Origin of the sequence: Neolewinella agarilytica (genome assembly GCF_900110645.1) — a bacterium.
GTDB lineage: Bacteria > Bacteroidota > Bacteroidia > Chitinophagales > Saprospiraceae > Neolewinella > Neolewinella agarilytica.
The window spans coordinates 43,237-63,364 of the sequence record NZ_FOFB01000008.1; the positions used below are offsets into that span (position 1 = coordinate 43,237).

A 20,128-nucleotide genomic window follows, 5' to 3' on the forward strand; every position below is an offset into this window, starting at 1 on the left:
GACCCTACACGAAAAAACAACCCTGAATGATCTCTTCCGAACAGGCACAAAAATTTCTGAAACAGCATCAGTCTCCGCAGATTGAGGCAAAGCACTTCGCTCACCTCTCTGCTTCCTATCGTCAGCTGGGGAATATCATTACGCTTTGGGATCGTGGATCCCAAAAACGATCAGAGCGCGATGTATTTATCGAAGCCTTCGGAGAAGACCCGACTTTTAATCCCTTCACGACGACCGATGGTGCTAAACTCGCCGTCATCCTTTTCGGTGCGCCGAAGGCGCACCTCGTCCCCGCCATTTGGGAGCTCACCCACCGGATGCCCTACCAGGGCGGTTATTCCCGCCGGCCCTTCCGCCGCAAGCCGGAGGCCAACCCACTGGAACGTCGCCTCGAACGCATGCGGCAAATCTTCCAGGCGGGCAAGCTGGGCTTCTCCGGCCTCGACGTTTTTCAGACCGCGCAGTACGCCGGCTATTACCAATGGCAATCCAGCCAGATGGCACCATGGTTTGCTGCTGCGCTCAATGATCCGGCGACCGCAGACAAATTCCGCACACTACTGGCTGACATCATCGCCGGGGAAGACGAAATCGGTATTGTCAACCGGGGCATCATCAACGGATTACTGCTAACGGACGATCCGCAAAACTGGGCCATCGTCGAAGGGCTTCTCCTTGCCGCTCAGCGGCAGGAAGGTTTACGGCAGACCATTCTGGAGAGCTTAGACGAAACCTCCACTGGAGCGCTGAACCATTTTATCGGCATCGTTCAGGAGCATAAACTGGCGCGTTTCAGCGCCGTCGTCCGGGCCGTAGATACCTGGTTTGGTTTTGGCTGGGAAGCGCCCAAACAGAAGACCATTGAGCGGACCCTTGCCCTGGCCCAGGGCTACCTCAATGATCCGGTTTCCGTAACCGATGGCCTGGCCGACAAAGACTCCCTCGTTTCCTACGTCGCCCTCTGGAGTGTGGCACTCACCAATGTGGATGAAGCCCTGAAACTGGCCGTGAAATTGCTCTTCGGCGAAGACCGGACGAAGAAGCTGCTCGCCCTGCTCTTCATCAGTGAAACGGGCCTGAGCAACACCCGGATAGAAAAGTACATCCACGACCATTTCGGCGAAGACCTGGAGATTGATTACTGGCTGTTGCGCAACGCACCTTCCGGAACGGAGATTACGGACAGCCTCTTCGACCGGATCATCCACTACGGAGACAGCTTGCCGAAAGAAGGGACAAAATTCGTGGGAACAATCTTTAGCTGGCGGACGACGGAGGCTACGCAGACCTACTTCTACAGCTGGCTCGTGCGCCGGGGCGGGAAGGAGCAGTTGCGGCGTTTGTGCGAAGACGTCAGCAAAATACCGTCTACTACCCGCGAGCAATTGCTCCGCCGGGTATTCCCCAACGCTTATAGTTATTCCCTGAACTACAGTAATCCACTCGACAAAGAGACGGCGAAGAAAGCGGCGGGCGAAGACTGGAAGCGGGAGCTCATCCGCCAATCGGCTACCGACCGAAACTCGGCCGTGATGGCCACCGGAGTCCGTTTCCTGGGCGCATTGGAGCTGGAAGAAGCTGACCGGACGCTGATTATGGACCTTCTCCGCCGAAAGGGCAAAGACCTGCGGGCGGAACTGATCAAGGTCATCCTCGGTCAGGATGAGCAGACCCTGAAGGCGATGGTCAGCGAGCTTATCGCCGCCAGAAGCGTCGATCAGCGGCTCGCTGCGTTGGAGATCATGACCGTTCTCTACGAAAAAGACCAACTGACGACCTTCGTCCTTGCCCAACACGGCCTCTACCGGGAACGCGGTAAATTCAATAAGAATGAAGAAGTGTTGCTGGCGAAATTCGATGCGCCGCTGGAAGGGGAAATCTCCTACAACAACGGTTTTGGTATTATCGATTTTGACAATCTCACGCCGCTGATTGAGCCCAAAATTCAGTTTACGGAGAAGAACGCCAGCGGTCTGGCCGGGCGGCTGAAATCGGCAGCTGCCAATATCGTGAACCGAATGACAGCCGGAGGCGGTTTCCTCTTTCCGGAGTTGGTGGACAAAAAGAAGATGCTTGCCGCCCTCAATGATTTGCTCAGTTTGCTGCAAAAACACGGAAAGCACGAGTACGAGTGCTGGAGCAGCAAGCAGTACTCCAATCTGACTTTGTTAGAAAATGATTTTGGCCTCACGGAGGCAAAAGCCCACGATTTACCTCCGCGGGAGCGCTTGAATTATCTGCCGCTTCCGGAGGTGTGGCAAGGCTGGCATGAGCGCTGGCAGCTTACTGATTTTGAATTGATCTTTAGCATCCGGACGCTTAATCAGCACAATGCTTCATCGTGGTATAATGACAGTCCGCTGGCTCCGTTCCTGCAGCAATATGCCCCGGGCATGGCTCCGCCTGACTTGCCGGGAACCCCCGCTGAGAAGCGGGCGATGCAGTACGGTATGTCTCAACTACTGCGGATGTTTTTGGCCGCTTACGGGGACGATGATGTCATTTTTCAGTTTCAGGTAGACGTGCTGGAAGATATGATCGCCCGCCTGCCGGAAAAGCTCAAAGGGTGGATCCACTACAAAAATCAGTACGGCTACGACAATAAGATTTTCTGGGCGGACCAGCTTGCTAACGCCGTGCCGGGTGGCCTGCAGCGGATGGCTAATAGAGACGTAGAAAAACGAGACCCCAAGGTGTTGAAACGGCTTTGGGATTTGCAACTGTACCTGATGGCGCAGAGCATTCTGAGCAAGGAAGAGGGCGACGGGCCGTCCCGCAGTACTGCGGGACCGGGAACGGTAAAGAGCAGTGTACTAGACATCGCCAGGTTCCGCCCTAAGCGCCATAATGGCCGGCACCCGTTTCCGACGGTATGGACCAGCCTTCACCTCCACGAAAAGGGCCTCATCAATGATGATGATTTGCTGGTGCAAAGTCTTCAGCTTCCCGGCATCTTTCAACTGATGAACGGTAACCGGATGCTGTTGCACCGGCAGAACAAAGAGGAGATGGTCATTCCCACCCGCCTCATGGATCCGTTACGGAAGAACCTCCTCGATCTGGAACTGCAGCGCGGAGACCTGGAGACAGACGCGACCCCCTACGTAAAACAGCTACCCGTAGTGGAGGGCATGGATTACGTGTTCCGCACCCTCGAACGCCTGGGGAAAGAGACCCTGCAACGGGGTTACAGTTATTCCTCCGGCACTTCCAAAAAGGAGAGTTTCTCTGCTGTCCTGAAGAAAAGCATTGCTTCCTCAACCGACACGGCACCTGCGTTCAGCGCCCGCGCCAAAACCTCCCCCATTCTCCCTCAGCGCTGGCTCGAAGTGGCTATGTATGCGCCGCAGTGGGCGCCCTGGATTGCCGAGCACCTCAAAATGAAAGACCTCGAGATTGCCGTCTGGTGGTTTCACGCGCACGCCAGCGATTATATGAGCGGGCAAAAAGAAAAAACCATCGCTCAGCTCAGTCCCATTCCGAAAGAAGACTTTGCCCAGGGAGCGATTGACATCGACTGGTTCTACGTCGCCTACGCAGGCGTTGGCAAGCGCAACTGGAAACTACTGCACGATGCGGCTAAATACATCTCAGACGGTAACGGCCACCGGCAGGTGAAAACATATTCATCGGTCATGTTGGGCGAGGTAAAAATCACCGAAACCCTGAAGAGAATTAAGGAGAAGCGCGACAAGGTTTACGTCAAGGCCTTAGGCCTCATTCCCTTCAGCCGGACCCGCCCGGAGAAAGATATCCTGAACCGCTATAAAGTGCTACAGGAGTTCGTCCGCGAAAGCAAACAGTTTGGTGCTCAACGGCAGGAAAGCGAGAGAACGGCGGCCCGCATTGGCCTGGATAACCTGGCCCGAAACGCCGGTTATGACGACGTAACCCGCTTCACCTGGATCATGGAGGCCGAGGCTACCCGCACGATCATGGACCGCTCACTGGTAAGCATTGACAACGTGGCTATTCAGCTGCTGATCGACGAAGACGGAAAGGCGGATATTCGGGTGACGAAGGATAATAAGCCGCAAAAATCCATCCCCGCCAAGCTGCGGAAGAACAAGGCCATCCTTACGCTCAAAGAGCATAAAACAGACCTTCGCCGGCAGTTCAGCCGTACCCGGCAATCGCTGGAAAACGCTATGCTGGCGGGCATCACTTTCAGCCCTGAAGATCTGGTGAAGATTAATCAGCACCCGGTCGTGAAGCCGATGCTCGCGAAGCTGGTTCTCTTCGCCCCGGAGCGCGGCCTTACCGGATTTTGGCGGCACAATCAATTGCTGGACGCCACGGGCAAAGCCCATGATCTAAGCGAGGAGGATCGCATCGTCATCGCCCACCCCGCCCACCTGTACCGGGCGATAGAATGGGACCGCTATCAACGCTATGCCTTCGACGAAAAACTAGTGCAGCCCTTCAAGCAAATCTTCCGGGAGTTGTACCTGATCACGGACGATGAGCGGGAGCAGAAAATTCAGTCGCTCCGCTATCAGGGGCACCAGATTCAACCTAAGAAAGCCGCCGCACTGCTGCGGACCCGTGGCTGGACGGTCAGCGACACCGAAGGCCTGCAAAAGGTATATCACAAGCAAAACGTGGTGGCAACCATGTACGCGCTGGCGGATTGGTATTCTCCCTCCGACGTCGAAGCGCCCGTCATCGAAGGCGTTACCTTCCACAATCGCCGCCGTGAAATACTGCCGCTCGAGGAGCTGGACCCCGTCCTCTTCAGTGAAGTCATGCGAGACATTGACCTGGTGGTAAGCGTCGCTCACGTTGGTGGTGTTGACCCGGAGGCCAGCCACTCTACCTTACAGATGCGGGCCGCGCTGGCCCGCGAGTCTGCCCGCCTCTTCAAAGCCGACAACGTGGAGGTGAAACAACGCCACATCGTCATTGAAGGTAAAATGGGCAGCTACAATATCCACCTCGGCAGCGGAATGGTGAGCAAGGGTGGACTGCAGCTCAACATCATCGCTGTGCAAAGCCAGCATCGCGGCCGCCTCTTCCTCCCCTTCCTGGATGATGACCCGAAGTCCGCCGAGATCATCTCCAAGATGAAACTGCTGGCCGAGGATGACCGAATTAAGGACCCTACGGTGTTGGGGCAGATTTTGGGGTAGCAGGGATAGATTGATAGTAGAGGTAGTATGGTAGTAGTCGCTATGAGTTCAAGCTTCCGTCTTGGACTGGTAGGCGGTGCGTGCAATACGATAAACTAGTAATTCCGCAACACGATAAACTAATTTTTCCGCAGAATGTCAAAAAAACGCCTGTACCTGCGCCCGCCCAACATGCACGGTTTTGGCCTCTCCCGTTTGCCGGCCTTCGTAGCTGAGGGTGAGCTGAAGGTAGGAGCCGAGTTGGCGGGTAGCACCCACATTCCAGAGCAGGTTGCGGCCGGGCTGTAAACCCTGCAGCAGGGCGAAGCCTACGGGGCTGCTGGAATCGCCTTCAAAAGCAATGTCGATCCAGCGGAAAGAAGTCGTGAGCCAGTTTTTGTAGTTGCCCTCAAAGCTGAGTTCCAGGCGATCCGTTGCTTCGTTGTTGCCCGCTGCCAGTACGTTGGTTTCCTGGCCGATCAGTAGCTTGGTTACCAGGCGGAGTTCACCAGGTTGCCAGTTAACGCTGGGCTCCAGGCTCTGGCGCTGAATCTGGAAATCTTTGTTGTTGAAGAACTCCGAGTCCGCCTCCCGGCGGCCAGTCAGGCCCGCTGCTTCGAGGCTTAGTTGATCATTGGGTCGGTAGCGGAAGCGGAGGGTCCAGTCTTCCTGCCGGCTGGACTCATAGCCGGTGGTGAGTACCCGCCGGTTACGGCGGTCGCTGTTGCTGAGCTGGACGTCGTATTTTGGGTTGGCGCGGTTAAAGAAAAGCCCGTGACGACGGCTCAGGGAGAGCGCCACCAGGCTGGAATCCGCTACGGCTAGTTGCAGCGGGTTCCACGATTGGATGGCATCGCTGTCACGGGTCTTGCGGTCAATCTGCAGGTTGGTGTTGAAGCTGAACTTGCGCAGGGTCTTGCGCAGGCCCCTGGCGTCTTTCCAGATCCGGGCGGGATCCCAGTTGAGCTTTTGGTTCAGGGCGACGTTGTCCGTCCGGATGAAGTCGTTGCTGAAGACGGAGACGCGCACGTAATCGGCAATGTCCGCAAATGGGGCAATCTCCATCTCGTTGGGTTGGATTTTGTTGTCGTTGTTATACAGACTGTCCTGCCAAATGTATTGCCCCTGCCCGGCCCCGACGAAAAGGTACTGGAAGTCGACCCGGGGCTCCCGCCCGTTCCCAACCTGATAAGTGGTCTGGGTTCGGAAAGCTTGCTGAATTGCCGTCGTTCGCAGGTCAAGACGCCCTAAAAAGGTGCGGCTGGGCTGATCGTCCGTCACCAATTCAGGGTCTTCGATGGAGAGATCCCGAAAGGTGAAATTACCGCCAAACTGGATGTGTTTACTGGCGGTATAATTTCCCTCTGCACTCACCTCGCTGGCGCGGGTGCTGACGGCTAGTTCGCGGCCTTTTGGTAACTGGTCCGTTCGTTGATTGACGGTCAGTCCGAATTTATATTTATCATTCCCGGGTGCCGTGATGCCTGCCAGGTATTTATCGAACTGAAAGGAGAGCGGCGAGAGGGTATCCTGGCCGGTCTCCTGCCGAATGGACTGCTCTCCTTCGTAACTTCCGCTGATGCCCCAGCCGCCGAGTGATTCAAAGGTTTTACTCAGTTTTACGGACGGGCGGCGGAAGCTTCCCGAGGCTGTAAGATCTTCACTATCGAGGAGGCTGGCTTTTGCATCCAGTGCCCAGCCTTTTGACCGTAGGCTGGCCGCGGCCGCATGCCGGTTACCGGCGTAGCTTTCGCCACGGGTAAATTGCTCGAAGTCGTAGTCCAGTCGGCCCAAACCATTTCGCAACAGCCCGATGCCTGCGCCTACGATCTGTTCCTGTTCCCGTTCGGGTTGGCTGGTGCCCAGGCGGTTACTCAGGTTCCAACTCCGGAAAAATTCAGGAGATCGGTAGGGGTTGATGGTATTGAAGGTCTCCTCCACCAGTTCGTAATGCCCGCGGGTGCTGACGGACCAACCGGCGCTGTCGGGACCGATGCGCAGCGTTCGGTCGGCGTCAATGCGCAGGGCGTTGCCGTTGTCGTCCTCACTGTCTAGCCGGCTGAATCGGTTGCGGTCCAGTTTGGAACGGGAGCCTTCGATGCGGAGGCTGCCTTCACCGTCAAAACGATACTCTCCGCCCAGGGCGATGAGCTGTTGTTGTTCCGGGGCAACAAGGTCGATCAGTGGGGCGAAACTGCCCAGTGGGGTGCAGGTTTCCGGGTCAAAGCCTACGTAGCGGTATACCCGTTCGTTGGCTGGCCGTTCCGGGTCTAATTCATACTGGCCGTTGCCACTTCCCCGATCGGTGAAAGAGGCGATGTAACGACCGTTAGCATCGGCGAGCAGGTAGAAGGTGTCGCGGGTGATGCCACCGCAGGTGTAGGTAGTGTCTACCAACGAATAGGTAGCGCGTACCTCGGAGCGACCATTGAGTGTATCCAGGCTGAAGATGGGGATTCCGCCTGTGATGTCGCCGGCTTCGCTGAGTTGCTGTCGCTGATTGGCGGTTAGTTCAAGATCGCCGGTGGCGGTGCGGCTGTCTTGTTGGGTGTAACCGTTGAGGTAGGCGCTGACGCGGCCATGATCGTAACGGGTGCTGCCGGTGGCGAGGGTGCGGACGTAGCGCTGGTCAGCAAATTCATATTCGGCCGTGATGCGGCTGTCTCGCGTGATGAGCCGTCGGGTAGTGAAGGTGAGTTCGGCCAGGTTGTAGTCGATGGTGTAGTCAGCGTCGAGCCCTCTCCTTAATAATTGGCCGTCGAGGAAGATACGCTCCGTGCCAGCCAGTACGATGAGGAATCGCTGGCCGCCGTCTCCGGTTAGTTGATAAGGACCCTGGTTACCCTCAATGGGTTGAATTTGCTGGCGGGTAAACTGGCCACGGGCAACGGCGATGGAGGCCGTGGTGGTAAGTAAGGGGGGAAGGGAATAAAGAGTTGAGTGGGAAGGAGGAGGCCTTTCACTCTTTGCTCCCTTAACCCCTTTCCCTGCACCTGCGTCCGCGCCCGAAACCGTTGTGAAAGTAGCACCTTCCAGTTTTTTGAAGTAGCGTAGAAAATAACCGTCGGGGTTACGCAATTCGTAGTCTCCGGCCGTCAGCTGCGTACGGTTTTTTCGCAACTGGATGAAAATTTTATCAAACTCCCGCAGTTGTTGGGTAGTGCCTTCGGGTTGCACGGGCAGACTCTCGTCAGTAATGGCCGCAGAGACTTCGATACCGTTGCCCAGCTCGCCGTCCATTTGCAGATTGAAGGCAGAATTCAATACTAAATCCTGGCGGTTACCAAAACTGATGGCCCGGCTGAAGCTGCCGCTGGTGCGTACTTTTCCGTCGTTACCCAGCAGTCCGGAGCGTACATAATCATCATAACCACCGATGACTAAACCGCCTTCCTCGGTCTGCAGGGAGGCAGAGTCCAGCAGCCGGACCCGCTCGTCCAGCGCAAAGGGCAGTACGCGGAAAAGCATCCGTACGGAGTCTGGCAGGTCGACGGATTGCCAGCGGAGGTAACGGCCATTTAGTGCGTAGTCGGTAGTCGGTAGACGGAAGCTGGTGGCGGCGTCAAATATTTCAAAACTACCTGGCGCTACCGTCAGGGTATCGACGAGTTGGCCTGCGGGATTGACGGCAACGGTGGTGTCCCGGAGGTTGGACAGTGGGTGGGACTGGGCCAGCAGACTGCCGCTAAGCAGTAGCCAGAGTGGGAGGGTCCATATCCACGTTTTACATCCAATCACGATAAGGGGAACGATTAGGAAGCTTGCTTTGGTTTGATGCCTTGGGAGATAGCGCCCGTGGCCCGACGTGTTCTGGCATTTAGGCAAGCTCATTGGGGGGCGCGGCCGCAGGTGCAAAGCATGTTTTATAGCAGAGATCGCTGTTCTGACACAAAACCCCTACTTTCGGTATTGTCTACTTACGTTTTACTTAATGTTATCCCAAAATGCGATTTTCTATTCTATATCTGTTGCTGCTTACTGGCAGCGGTGTGTTTGCACAAACGCCTAAGTTGGACAGTCTGGTCGGTATTCTGGCAATTCACGCTACGATGGATACAGAACGGGTATTACTTCATCTTGACATCGCCGAGGTCGCAAAAGACAATGAACCGGAACTACATGCCCTCCATGCCCGGGCAGCCGCTGAGTTGTCTTCTGACCTGAATTACCCTGATGGTATTCACCTTGCCAATGAATCGCTTGGGTTTCTGGCGCTTAATGCAGCAGAATTTGACCGGGCGGAGGAGCTCTTCACCCTGGCACTCGATTACGGACGTACCTCGGGTAACCTCCATTTTGTATATCGTGGCCTGGACCACCTGGGAGTTCTTCACGCCCAAAGGTCCGAAAACAGAAAGGCGACGGAATTATTTGAAGAAGCATTGGCAATAAAGAAGAAGGTTGCTGGCCGGGCAGAGATCGCTGCCTCCTGCAATTACCTGGGACTGGTATCCTTATCAGGGGGAAAGCAGGAATTGGCGGATTCTTTACTCAAGGCCAGCAGAGATGAATACCAGAAAGCGAACGACCCTGCGGGAGTTGATTTGGTGGATATTAGCCTGGCAAACTTGATGATAGATCGTGGGGACGCTGAGGCCGCCGCAGCCACTTATCAGCAGGCTGCGGAGAAAATGCGGGCCTCTAATAAAGCGAACTACTTGCTGGCGCTGAGTGGCTATGCGTATTCGATGCATACTCTTGGAAAGCTCGCCGAAGCAACGGAAGCCTACGGCGAAGTTTCGCTGTTGGCCACTGAGCTGAAACGGCCTTTACGTATTGCCAACGTTAAGATGTCATTTGGGGGGCTGTATCAAATGAGCGGACAAAACGATCAGAGTAAACTCAACCACGAACAGGCACTGGCCATTTATCGGGATGTCGGGCTGTGGGGAGGTGTCGGGGAGGCTTACGCCCGCTTGTCTAATCTGGCAGTTGCAGCAGGAGATGGGGCGGAGGCCTTACGACTGGATCTGCTGGCGTTAGAGGCCTTCGAAAAAGTGGATGACCTCGCCAAAACGAGCGAGCGCAACAGCTCGATCGCCTACTACTACATCGAAACGGGAGAGCTGGAAAAAGCCCGGTCTCACCTGGCTATCGCCAGTAGACTGGCGGTAGAATCCGGAAATCTTTCGACCGTGGCTATGTGCCACCTGAATAGCTCTCTCTTTCATGCGCGTGCCGGACGAATTGACTCGGCCCGGCTGGAGGGAGACCTGGCCATCAGCGTTTTTGAAGAGGCCGACGATCAGGATGGTGTAGCCTTTGGCCATTACCACCTCTACGACGTGGAAAAGGAAGCAGGGAATTTCGCCGCTGCACTGGAGCACTTCGAAAAAGACCGGCAAATCATGGATGCTATGAACAGCGAAAACGCCCGGGAACTCATCGCCCGGGAACGGGCCCGCCAGAACGTAGCGGACGCTGAAGAAGCCCAAATTATCGCCGAAGAGCAAGCCGCTCTGCTGAGTGAGCGCAACCGGCTTTACCTCTTTCTGGCGCTGGCTTTACTTGGCTTAATGGCCGTAGGGAGTTGGTTCTTTTTTCAGCTTCGGCGGAGCAAACGACAGATCGAGGCACAGAACCTCCAACTCCAGCAACTCAACGCTACGAAAGACAAGTTTTTCGGCATTATTGCACACGACATCCGCAGTCCCATTGTTGCCCTCAATGGCGTTGGGGAGCAGATGAGCTATTACCTCGAAAAAGGAAAGACCGATAAACTGGAACGCCTCGCCGACCGGGTAGACGGTACGGCTAAACGGCTGAGCGGCCTGCTGGATAATCTCCTCAACTGGGCACTACTGCAGCAGGGCGTTATCCCCTACCACCCGAAAGCCATCAATATTACGGATACCGGAAACGAAATCTTTGAGATGTTCCGCAGCAACGCGGAAGTGAAAAATATCTCACTCCGCCTGGAAGTAGAGGAGGGGCTGAAAGTCCACGCCGACGAAGCCGCTCTGCAGACCATTCTCCGTAACCTGGTCTCCAACGCCATAAAATTCACCCCGGAGGGCGGCAGCGTCTCCATCGGTACCGAAAGCCAGGGCGATAAAGTCTTCATTACCGTCAACGACACCGGCACTGGTATTTCGGCGGAGAAAATGAAGCAACTCTTTACCCTGGAAAAAACCAGCGAACCCGGCACCGCCGGAGAAAAAGGTACCGGCCTGGGGCTGACCCTGGTGAAGGAGCTGGCCGAACTCAACAAAGGCTCGCTGGCGGTGAGCAGCGAGCCTTTGCGGGGGTCAGAGTTTAGGGTGGGGCTGCCGTTGGCGGCCTGAAGCTTTACTTCAAAAGAGCTGGATGTTCATTGAATTTTAATAATTGCCGTACGAGTTTTTGGGAAGGGAAATCCAATGCCACAACGCCAAAAGCTCCTTTTCTGTCTCTCCAGTTACCCTTCAAGCGCTCGTTGTGGTTGTTACCCGTGTGGTGCCAGTCGCCAGGGGGCGTCATGAGATAGTTGGTGTGGTAAGGAATACCACCGCTGGCTTTGCCGCAAAAGTCCAGTAATACTACCTTTCCACGGGCTTGTCCCAGCGTAGGCCAGTTAGTGCCTAGGCAGAAGGTGGAGCTATAAGTAGTTTTCCGGGCTTCCCATGCTGCGGAAAAGGTCGATTTTTCCGTGTCATCATACTCATCTTTATAACGCATAATGATCGTCTCCTGGGGGTGTGCACTCAGGAAGGCTTTGACGTCCGTCATGACGTCCATCGCCCGGAGTTGCCTGCGTCCATTGAGCAGAAAGACCCGGAGAAAAGAAGAGCCCACAAGCTCTAAAGCTCTAAATGAGGAAATAAAATGGATAGTCACATCAGGGATGAATTAAGCAGCCAAATAGAAAAGAGCGCGGCCAACATAGTTAGTGTTTATACCGAGCGCAGCCGAAGTACCGGTACATTAACAGGGAGTAAAGAGCAGTGCGGCCACGCCCGTTGCTTTACAAAAGTGAGGTTTCCAACTTCCCTGAATTGACCAAAACCAGCGAACGGTAAACTGGACCACACGAAAGGTAAGCCCGGTTTATACCGACGGTCTGACGGCTAAGCCCTACTTTTGGGTAGCCTGTTGTATCCATCATCTCTACTAACTATGTCCTTCAAAATCCTCATTGTAGAAGACGAAGAACTCTACGCCGACCAGCTCGAAATGCTGGTGGAAAAGCTGGGCTATGAGCATCTCGGTACGGTGGACAACTCCGCTGATGCGCTGGCTACAATTGAAAACACGCCCCCCGACCTTATCCTTATGGACGTCCACATCAATGGAGAGCACGACGGTATTGAGTTAGCGGGCCTCATTCAGGAAAAGCAATTAATCCCGATCATTTTCATCACTTCCCTGCAGGATGACCTTACATTCAGGCGCGCCAGCCGCACCGGCCCGCTGAACTTTCTCGTTAAGCCCTTTAACCAGTTGCAGCTGCAACGGACCATTGAGCTTACGGTGCGTAAGCTCACCGAGAATACTCCCGTGGCTTCTCCAACTTCCTCTGCACCTGCGGCCGCGGCCCCTGCTGAGCCTTCCGAAGCGCCCGAAAAAGAACCGCCGAGCAGCAAAAAATCAGCGTGGGGTTCTGACTTCCTTTTCGGCGAGCACTTCTTCATCAAGAACCGCCAGCAACTCGAAAAAGTAGCCGTAGCCGATGTTCTCTATCTCGAAGCCGACGGCCACTACTGCCTGGTGCATACCGATAAACGAAAATTTATCGTTCATCTGCCCATGTCTGAATTGGGCGCAAGATTAGCCGGCGGTTTCATCAGTTGCCACCGCAGCTACATCGTCAATGTCACTAAAATTACGTCCGTCGATATTCAGGATAATGTGGTCAGGTTGGGCGATCGACAGGTTCCCATGAGCCGTCGCAGTAAGGAAGCAGTGCTGGAACGCCTGGATTGGATTTAGGAAAGCCCGCCCGGAATTTTACCATTCAAGTACATTTTTATCGCCGTTAGTGCCTGAGGATACTCCACTGGTGTCATCCAAGCTCATTCGTTAGCAGTTGCCTGGCATCTTTGTCAAACAAGCTGTGGGGCTTTTCCCGCTGTTCGTGAACGTTTTTCTCAGGTGAGACCAGTTGTTTTTCAACGGGGCATCCCGCAGCTCCGGCTATGTAAAGACCTCTTTGAGGAATGGATGAAGCCCGGAATTGTATTGATGAAACCAATGAAAATGCAACACAATTTTTTGCCCCTCTGGCTACGTCCGGAGGGGCTTTTTTGGGCAGGAATCAGGTCCAGTCATCCACCTCGTCCACTCGTTCCAGCGGCACTTCTTCGCGCAAATCCGCCACAAAGCGGCACCAGTCACAATCATCCTCTCCGCAGCCCGTGAATTGCTGCGCCTGAATTCCGTCCCAGGCCTCCCGCATGATGAGGCGCAGCGCGTCCTGATCTTTAGGGCCCATACTTACGCTGACTTCAGGTTGTTTGCCATCGGTGTTTACCAACAGAAAACTAATCTTTCCTTCTTTTACCCGGCGGATATTACCCGGGCGGTTATCGTACAATAGCTTGTAGAAATTGAGCTGCCGCCAGTAGTTGCCACCGTAGGGTTTTGATTTCGTAGGGCCTTTGATTTTAGCGGAGAGGCTGCTTTTACCTGACCCACTGGTCTTGTAATCTACCACCCGTACCCAGGCATCGCTTAAGACATCGACCCGGTCGATCATGCCGACAAGGGGAATACCGTCCACTTCGGCATTACGGATGAGCATTTCCACATCGACGTCCGTCGTCCAGCTGGTATGATAAGTATCGTAATAGCTTCCGAGTTCCAGGGTGCCCTGCCGCAGCCGGTTGCGGAAGCCTTCGGGCGTGAGCAAGCCACGGCGCTTGCCGAGCGCCTGCTCGAAGTTGTAGAGGAGTTCCTGCCGGCTAGGGAAGATGTTGGATGTGTCCCGCTTCATGCGGAGGAAGAAAGTCTCCAGCGCATCGTGCAGGGCTGAGCCGTAGAGGGTTTGCTCGCGCTCCAGGTCAGGGACGCCGAGCAGCTTTTCGTAGAAGAAGGCTGTGGGGCAATTCAGGTAGCTGTAGAGTGAGCTGACGCTGAGGCGGAAGTCTTTGAGGAGTTCTTCTACGGCGGCGGCTTCGAGACCGGGCAGGCGGCTGTCGTCCGTTGGTTGAAGTTGCAGGGTGGCCGTCAGAGCGGTCTCTTCGGCGGAGAGGCCGGCTTGCTCGATCTGTAATCCGGCATCGCTCACAAGTTCATCGAGGAAGGAGACGCGCTGCTGCGCTTTACCCTTGCCGTCAATGTCCGCTACGGAGAGGACCAATTCGGTCTTGGCGCGGGTCATGGCCACGAAGAAAAGACGGCGGCGGGCTTCCTCTTCGCTTTCGGCACCGGTATAGGTCAGGGTGTCAGGGAGCTTGAATTGAGACTTTCGTCCACCGGCAGATTTACCCCATTTCGTTTCGGCGCAGTCGAGCATCCAGACTTTGTCAAACTCCAGCCCTTTGGCGCTGTGGGCGGTTACCAGCAATATAGCCTCGGCCTGATCGAGGTGAGAACGCAGGGGAAGTTGGATGCGGTTGGCGTCCATTTGCCGGAGGGTTTCCAGCAGGTCTTCTAGCATTATTCTGGGGCGGCGGGCGACTTCGGAGACGGTGAAATCCGCGAAGGTGGCCAGGTGCTGCAGTAGTATAGCGCGGTTCGGGTGGCGCAAGACGGTGGGCAGCAGCCCGGAGCCGTTCATGGCCCGCTCCACATATTCCGTGAGGGGGTAGAGGCCAATCTCTCCGATCATATCTTCCAGCCAGTCGGCGGCTACCTGAATGGCGTCTCCGTCGCGGAGGTCCGCTGGCCAGTGAGCGGGGCTTTGCAGGAAGTCTCGCCAGGTAGGGAAGAAGCCATCGCTGTCTTTAGCGGCCAGGCGGGCGCGGTTCATCCGCGCCAGATCGTGGGGCCAGAGGCCGAAGCAACGGAAGTGCAGCACGCGGAAGAGCAGGTATTCACCGGTGCCCGGCCGGGTGTATTCCGCCTGCAGGTAGTGCAGCATGTCGAGTAGCTGGCGGACGGGCCGGCCATCGAGTACGTTCGGGCGGCGCTTGCTGCGGTAAGGGATGCCGGCGCGCTCCAGCAGGTGGATGAGTTCGGCAGCCTGATGGTGCTTGGCGTAAATGACGGCCATCTCGGACCAGGGGGTGCCGGCCTCATTCCAGCGGCGGAGTTGGTTGATGAGGTAGCCGGTTTCCTGGTTTTGGTCGGGGAAGGAGAGGAGGCGGATCGGAGAAGATTCTCGATTCTCGATTCTCGATTTTGGATTCTTGATTTGGCTACCGCTCGTTGGAGGTGCTTCTTTTGGCGCGGCCGCAGGTGCAGCGGAAGCTGAAAGAGCAGGGGGGGCTCCTTTTTTTCCTTGCTCCTTTAACCCCTTACCTTGCACCTGCCGAAGGGCCACCAAATCCGGATTGCTGGCAATAAGCTTTTTGTCTACTTCGAGCTCCGGCAGCTTATTCCCAATGCGTAGCTCGTTCTTCCCGATCAGCGTTGAGGCGGCGTTCAGTATTTCCTGCCGGCTCCGGTAATTCTCCGTCAGCGTCACCAACTTCACGCTATCGTAGCGCTGGAAAAAATCGATCATCGAACGCAGTCGTGCGCCCTGAAATTCATAGATCGCCTGGTCATCATCGCCCACGATAAAGACGTTGGGCCGCTCCCAGTAATCCACCAGGCTGCGCACGATCATGTCCTGCGCACCGTTCGTGTCCTGAAACTCATCCACCAGCACGTACTGGTAGCGTTCCTGGTAGGTCCGCAGCAGGGTCGGGAAGTCGTTAAAGGCCCGCAGCACCCAGCCGATCATATCGCCGTAATCGTAGCGGCGCTGTTTGCGCAGGGCGTCCTGATAAGCCGGAAACAGGTGGATGGCCGCCCGCAGGCGGTTCATGCGGAGGACTTCCTCCGCAATGGCCCCTTCCTTCGGCGTTCCGGCCTCCTTGCCTTTATATTTTCTCTTGTAGACGAATTCCGGGTGCGTCGGCAGGCTGGCCACGTAGCGATCAATCTTCTGTTCCATATCGTCCACCTCCCAGTTCTCCGCTTTGATGGCGGAGAAAAGGTGCTTCAGGTGGGGCTCATAGAAGTAAGGATCGTGGTAACCCTGCCGCAGGGGCGTGTCTTGTTCCTGACCATCGAGGAGAGCCCGGATGATGCTGATCTGTTCCAGCTCCGCCAGTGGCTCCAGGTCCGGCTTACCGAAGTATTGAAGATTCTGCTGAATGAGGTTGCTGCAAAAACCATGGAAGGTGTAAATTCCGATCCGGTGGGCCTCCGGCCCAATAAACTGCAGGAGTCGTTCCCGCATCGCTTTCACTCCGGCTTCCGTGAAGGTCAGGCAGAGGATGTTGTGTGCGCCGGTATCCGTCTCCGTCAGGATGTTCCCGATGCGGGCGGCCAGCAGGTGGGTCTTGCCCGTGCCGGGGCCGGCCAACACCATTACGGGGCCATCTACCTGTTCCACGGCGGCCCGCTGGCCGGCGTTGAGGCGGGCGATTTCGGTCTGGAAGGAGGCGTTGTGGAGGTTGAGTGAGGGGCGCAATGGCTAGAGGCTATGGAGGTTGATGGTCTTTATGCCATCGATATCTTTAAAGTCTTTTTCGTTGCGAGTTACAATCGTTAGGCCCATGAGTAATTGCGGTGGCTGCAATTACCGCATCAGGGAGTTTGATTTTCTTTTTTCGCTTAATCAAAATTGTATTCGCAACAACTTGCGAATCAATTGGAATAGACTTTGATCCGTTTATAAATAATTCAGCTCTTTGCATTTCATCAGGTTCACCGTTGTAACCAAGGACTTCAATTTGGTTGATTGGTGAAATACAATGTTCTTGATTATTCACTTTTTCAATCAGCCAAGACACTCCCTGGGACGGCAAATTACCAATCAAAAACTCAATAATTACATTAGAGTCAATCAGAAATTGCGGTCCCATTCGTTTTTGCTTTCTTCAACGTGGGCCAACATGGCTTCACCTGTTTTTTTCGATATTGAGCCAACCCACGACTCATCAATCTGAAGCGGTTCGCTGGGTTCTGTCACGACACGCAATAGCTGCAATGCCTCTAAGCTACGGATGAGATTGAGCGTCTCTTCATTAGTAACTTCTATCATCATTCTTGTCATGACGTAATGTTTATTGCAATATAACGGTTTCTTGCAAACGCTAGTTGCAGGTTCTTACTTCCTACCCCACAAACAACGCCGAAATCGACTCATTGTCGTGCGTCTTCTTAATGCCCTTCGCGAAGAGGGCAGCAGAAGACAGGACCTTGATCTTGGGCGAAATCTGTTTCAGCGGCACCGCATCACAGACGATGAGCGTCTCCAGGGCAGACTTTTCGATTTTCTCGTAAGCGTTACCACTCAGGATGGGGTGGGTGGCGATGGCACGGACGGACTTGGCGCCGCGCTCCATGATCAGGTCCGCCGCCCGGCACAGCGTGCCGGCGGTATCGACGAGGTCATCGACCAGGATGACATCGGCGCCTTCCACGTCACCAATCAGGGTCATGCCGGCAATCTCGCCGGCGCGCTTGCGGTACTTGTCACAGATCACGACGTTGCGTTCGTAGTACTTGGCGTAGTCGCGGGCCCGCTTCACGCCGCCCATGTCGGGGCTGGCGAAGGTGACGTTGCTCATGTCCTGCGTATCGAAATATGGGATATAGATGGCCTGACTTTTGAGGTGATCCACGGGGATGTCAAAGAAGCCTTGAATCTGGTCCGCGTGCAGGTCAAGCGTCATGATCCGATCGGCACCGGCTTCTACGAGCAGGTTCGCGATGAGTTTGGCGCTGATGGGGACCCGGGGGCGGTCTTTACGGTCCTGGCGGGCGTAGCCAAAGTAGGGCATCACGCAGCAGATGTAACCGGCCGAAGCCCTGCGGGCCGCATCGATGGTCAGCAGCATCTCCATCAGGTTATCGTGTGGCTGGAAGGTGCTGCCGATGATGAAGACGTATTCACCGCGTACGCTCTGCTTGATGATGGGCTGCATTTCCCCGTCGTTAAAACGGGCAACTTCCAGTTCGCCTAATTCCTGGCCATAGGCCGTAGCGATTTTTTCGGAGAGGTATTGACTTCCCGTAACGGACAGTAAGGTCACGTTATCATTCATCGGGGTGAGGCGGGGCTTGTGGGACATGGGGCAAAGATAATGGGCTGATGTCGGAACGTGGATTGTAAATTAAATGATCTCGTTTTATTTTCCGACTAAAGTCGGGGCTGTGTTACGAAGCTCTTCGAGCTGTTCTATCCATGAAAGCTCTTAGAGCTTCGTAACACAGCCCTGCGCTTCAGCGCAAATTAAAGCCATTCTTTCCCTTACTTTTACCCCACAAGCTTCCCTCCCATCGAAGAAATCACTCCCAACGAAGAATACCTCCGCAAATGGCGCCTCATCCTCGGTCAGCAGTCCGAAGGAGAGGAAGGCGACACCATCGATCTGCCCGGCCAACTGGCCGGCATGGACGCGACGCTCGAAGCCCTCTACGCCGATCAGGAGCGCAAAGGCGGCCTCGGCAAAAGCAACCCGAACGTCAACCGTTGGCTGGGAGACATCCGCAAGTATTTCCCGACGGATACCGTGCAGCTGCTGCAGCGGGACGCCCTGGATCGCCTTGGACTGAAGCAAATGCTGCTGGAGCCGGAGCTACTCGAAACCATCGAGCCCGACGTCCATCTGATCGGCACCCTGCTGACGCTGAAAAATTTGCTGCCGGACCGGAGCCGGGAAACAGCGCGGGCGGTGGTGAAGCGCGTAGTGGAGCAAATTGAAAAAGAGTTGAAACGGCCGGTGGAGCAAGCCATTAGCGGTCGCCGCCGGCAGCACAATCGCAACCGCCGCCCCCGGCCCCAGGATATTGACTGGGATCAGACCATCCGCCGGAACATGAAACACTACCAGCCGGAGTATAAGACGGTGTTGCCCATCAACTTGCGGGGGCTCTCTCGGTCTAAGGCCGGGCTTAAGCACGTTATTTTGCTCATTGACCAGTCGGGTTCCATGGCCGCCTCGGTGGTCTACGCCGGGGTGATCTCCTGTATTCTGGCCAGTATTCCCAGTTTGAAAACCCAGGTTGTGGCCTTCGATACGAACGTGGTGGACCTGACGGATCAGCTCCCCGATCCACTGGAGTTGCTCTTCGCCCTGCAACTCGGCGGCGGCACGGATATTGGTAAAGCCCTCCGTTACGGAGAGCAGCTTAACACCAACCCGAAGGATACGGTGATGATATTACTGAGCGATCTGTTCGAAGGGGGATCTGTGGCGGGGATGCTGGCTACGGTCCGGCGCTTACAGCAGACAGGGCTGACCTTTTTGCCCATCCTGGCACTAAGCGATGAGGGGGCACCAGCTTACGACAAAGAAATCGCTGCAGAACTGACGGAGATGGGGGTGACACCCTTTGCGAGTACGCCGGGGGCGTTTGCGGAGGTGTTGTCGAAGGCTTTGTATGGTTAAAAACTAGTATCCACCACCCGCAGCCGTCGGTATTTATTCGGCTTGAATTTTCGCTGACCGAAAATCTTGTTAATCAGGAAGCCGGTGCCAACGGAAGTGAGGGTGATCATCAGGTCCCGGCTTTCGTATTTTGTTAGCGGGTTGCCGTCGGTATAATTACCCGCCAGGCTCCAGAATGACCAGCCGACGCCAAAGGTCATCAAACTGTAGCCCGCGGCGGCGCCGAAGGTCTTGCCCCGGTTGACCAGCTCGATTTCATCGAGCATCACGAAGCGATCGTTAATCACCAGCGCCTGGATATCGGGACGCATCTCCCGAATGGGGCCTTCCTGGTAAAAATTATCGCCCTTCAGCCGGAACTTCAGCCATTCGCCCTCATACATCCGGTCAGATTGAGAAGCCGTCAGTTTCTCGAATAAGAGCACACGTTGGGCACTGGCGTGGTTACTGAGCCAGCCGAACGTAGAAGTGCTAAAGGACAGGATAAGGAGCAGGGTGATGAGTCTCATAACGGAAAGATAGGTTTACCAATTAAATAGTTGGTAGTATCAG

At 55.4% G+C, this 20,128-nt stretch carries 11 protein-coding genes; 4 read left to right on the top strand and 7 right to left on the bottom strand.

Annotated features, from left to right (window positions below):
• Positions 1-26 precede the first annotated feature (26 nt).
• Positions 27-5,129, top strand: a complete 5,103-nt coding sequence (locus tag BM123_RS08820) for a DUF4132 domain-containing protein (RefSeq protein WP_090167409.1) — start codon at positions 27-29, stop codon at positions 5,127-5,129.
• A 138-nt stretch (positions 5,130-5,267) separates the two neighbouring features.
• Here the strand turns inward: BM123_RS08820 and BM123_RS08825 are convergent, their stop codons facing one another.
• Positions 5,268-8,846, bottom strand: coding sequence for a hypothetical protein (locus BM123_RS08825; protein WP_090167411.1), 3,579 nt, complete (start codon positions 8,844-8,846; stop codon positions 5,268-5,270).
• A gap of 206 nt (positions 8,847-9,052) precedes the next feature.
• Between BM123_RS08825 and BM123_RS08830 the strand changes: the two genes are divergently transcribed.
• A complete protein-coding gene (locus tag BM123_RS08830; RefSeq protein WP_090167413.1) occupies positions 9,053-11,392 on the top strand; it encodes a sensor histidine kinase in 2,340 nt (779 codons plus the stop codon).
• Between the two features lie 4 nt (positions 11,393-11,396).
• Here the strand turns inward: BM123_RS08830 and BM123_RS08835 are convergent, their stop codons facing one another.
• Complete coding sequence (locus BM123_RS08835; RefSeq protein WP_139211820.1) at positions 11,397-11,882, bottom strand: PI-PLC domain-containing protein; 486 nt, start codon at positions 11,880-11,882, stop codon at positions 11,397-11,399.
• 321 nt (positions 11,883-12,203) lie between these two features.
• Here BM123_RS08835 and BM123_RS08840 point away from each other — a divergent pair, with 321 nt between their 5' ends.
• Positions 12,204-13,016, top strand: coding sequence for a LytR/AlgR family response regulator transcription factor (locus BM123_RS08840; protein ID WP_090167416.1), 813 nt, complete (start codon positions 12,204-12,206; stop codon positions 13,014-13,016).
• A gap of 325 nt (positions 13,017-13,341) precedes the next feature.
• Here BM123_RS08840 and BM123_RS08845 read toward each other — a convergent pair whose 3' ends face one another.
• The 4 genes from BM123_RS08845 to BM123_RS08860 form a co-directional block, all read right to left on the bottom strand.
• A complete protein-coding gene (locus tag BM123_RS08845) occupies positions 13,342-16,650 on the bottom strand; it encodes an ATP-dependent DNA helicase (protein ID WP_090167418.1) in 3,309 nt (1,102 codons plus the stop codon).
• A 46-nt stretch (positions 16,651-16,696) separates the two neighbouring features.
• A complete protein-coding gene (locus BM123_RS08850; protein WP_090167420.1) occupies positions 16,697-17,044 on the bottom strand; it encodes a PIN domain-containing protein in 348 nt (115 codons plus the stop codon).
• Positions 17,026-17,235 (bottom strand): hypothetical protein, encoded by a 210-nt coding sequence (locus tag BM123_RS08855; protein ID WP_090167422.1) that lies wholly within the window; start codon positions 17,233-17,235, stop codon positions 17,026-17,028. The genes BM123_RS08850 and BM123_RS08855 overlap by 19 nt, the downstream gene beginning before the upstream one ends.
• Before the next feature lie 61 nt (positions 17,236-17,296).
• Positions 17,297-18,256: a ribose-phosphate pyrophosphokinase gene (locus tag BM123_RS08860; RefSeq protein WP_245748477.1), complete on the bottom strand. Its 960-nt coding sequence runs from the start codon at positions 18,254-18,256 to the stop codon at positions 17,297-17,299.
• 321 nt (positions 18,257-18,577) lie between these two features.
• Here BM123_RS08860 and BM123_RS08865 point away from each other — a divergent pair, with 321 nt between their 5' ends.
• Positions 18,578-19,576, top strand: a complete 999-nt coding sequence (locus BM123_RS08865; RefSeq protein ID WP_245748479.1) for a VWA domain-containing protein — start codon at positions 18,578-18,580, stop codon at positions 19,574-19,576.
• Here the strand turns inward: BM123_RS08865 and BM123_RS08870 are convergent.
• On the bottom strand, positions 19,573-20,085 hold the full coding sequence (locus BM123_RS08870) for a hypothetical protein (protein ID WP_090167427.1): 513 nt from the start codon (positions 20,083-20,085) through the stop codon (positions 19,573-19,575). The two genes, BM123_RS08865 and BM123_RS08870, sit on opposite strands and share 4 nt — an antisense overlap.
• Positions 20,086-20,128: the final 43 nt, after the last annotated feature.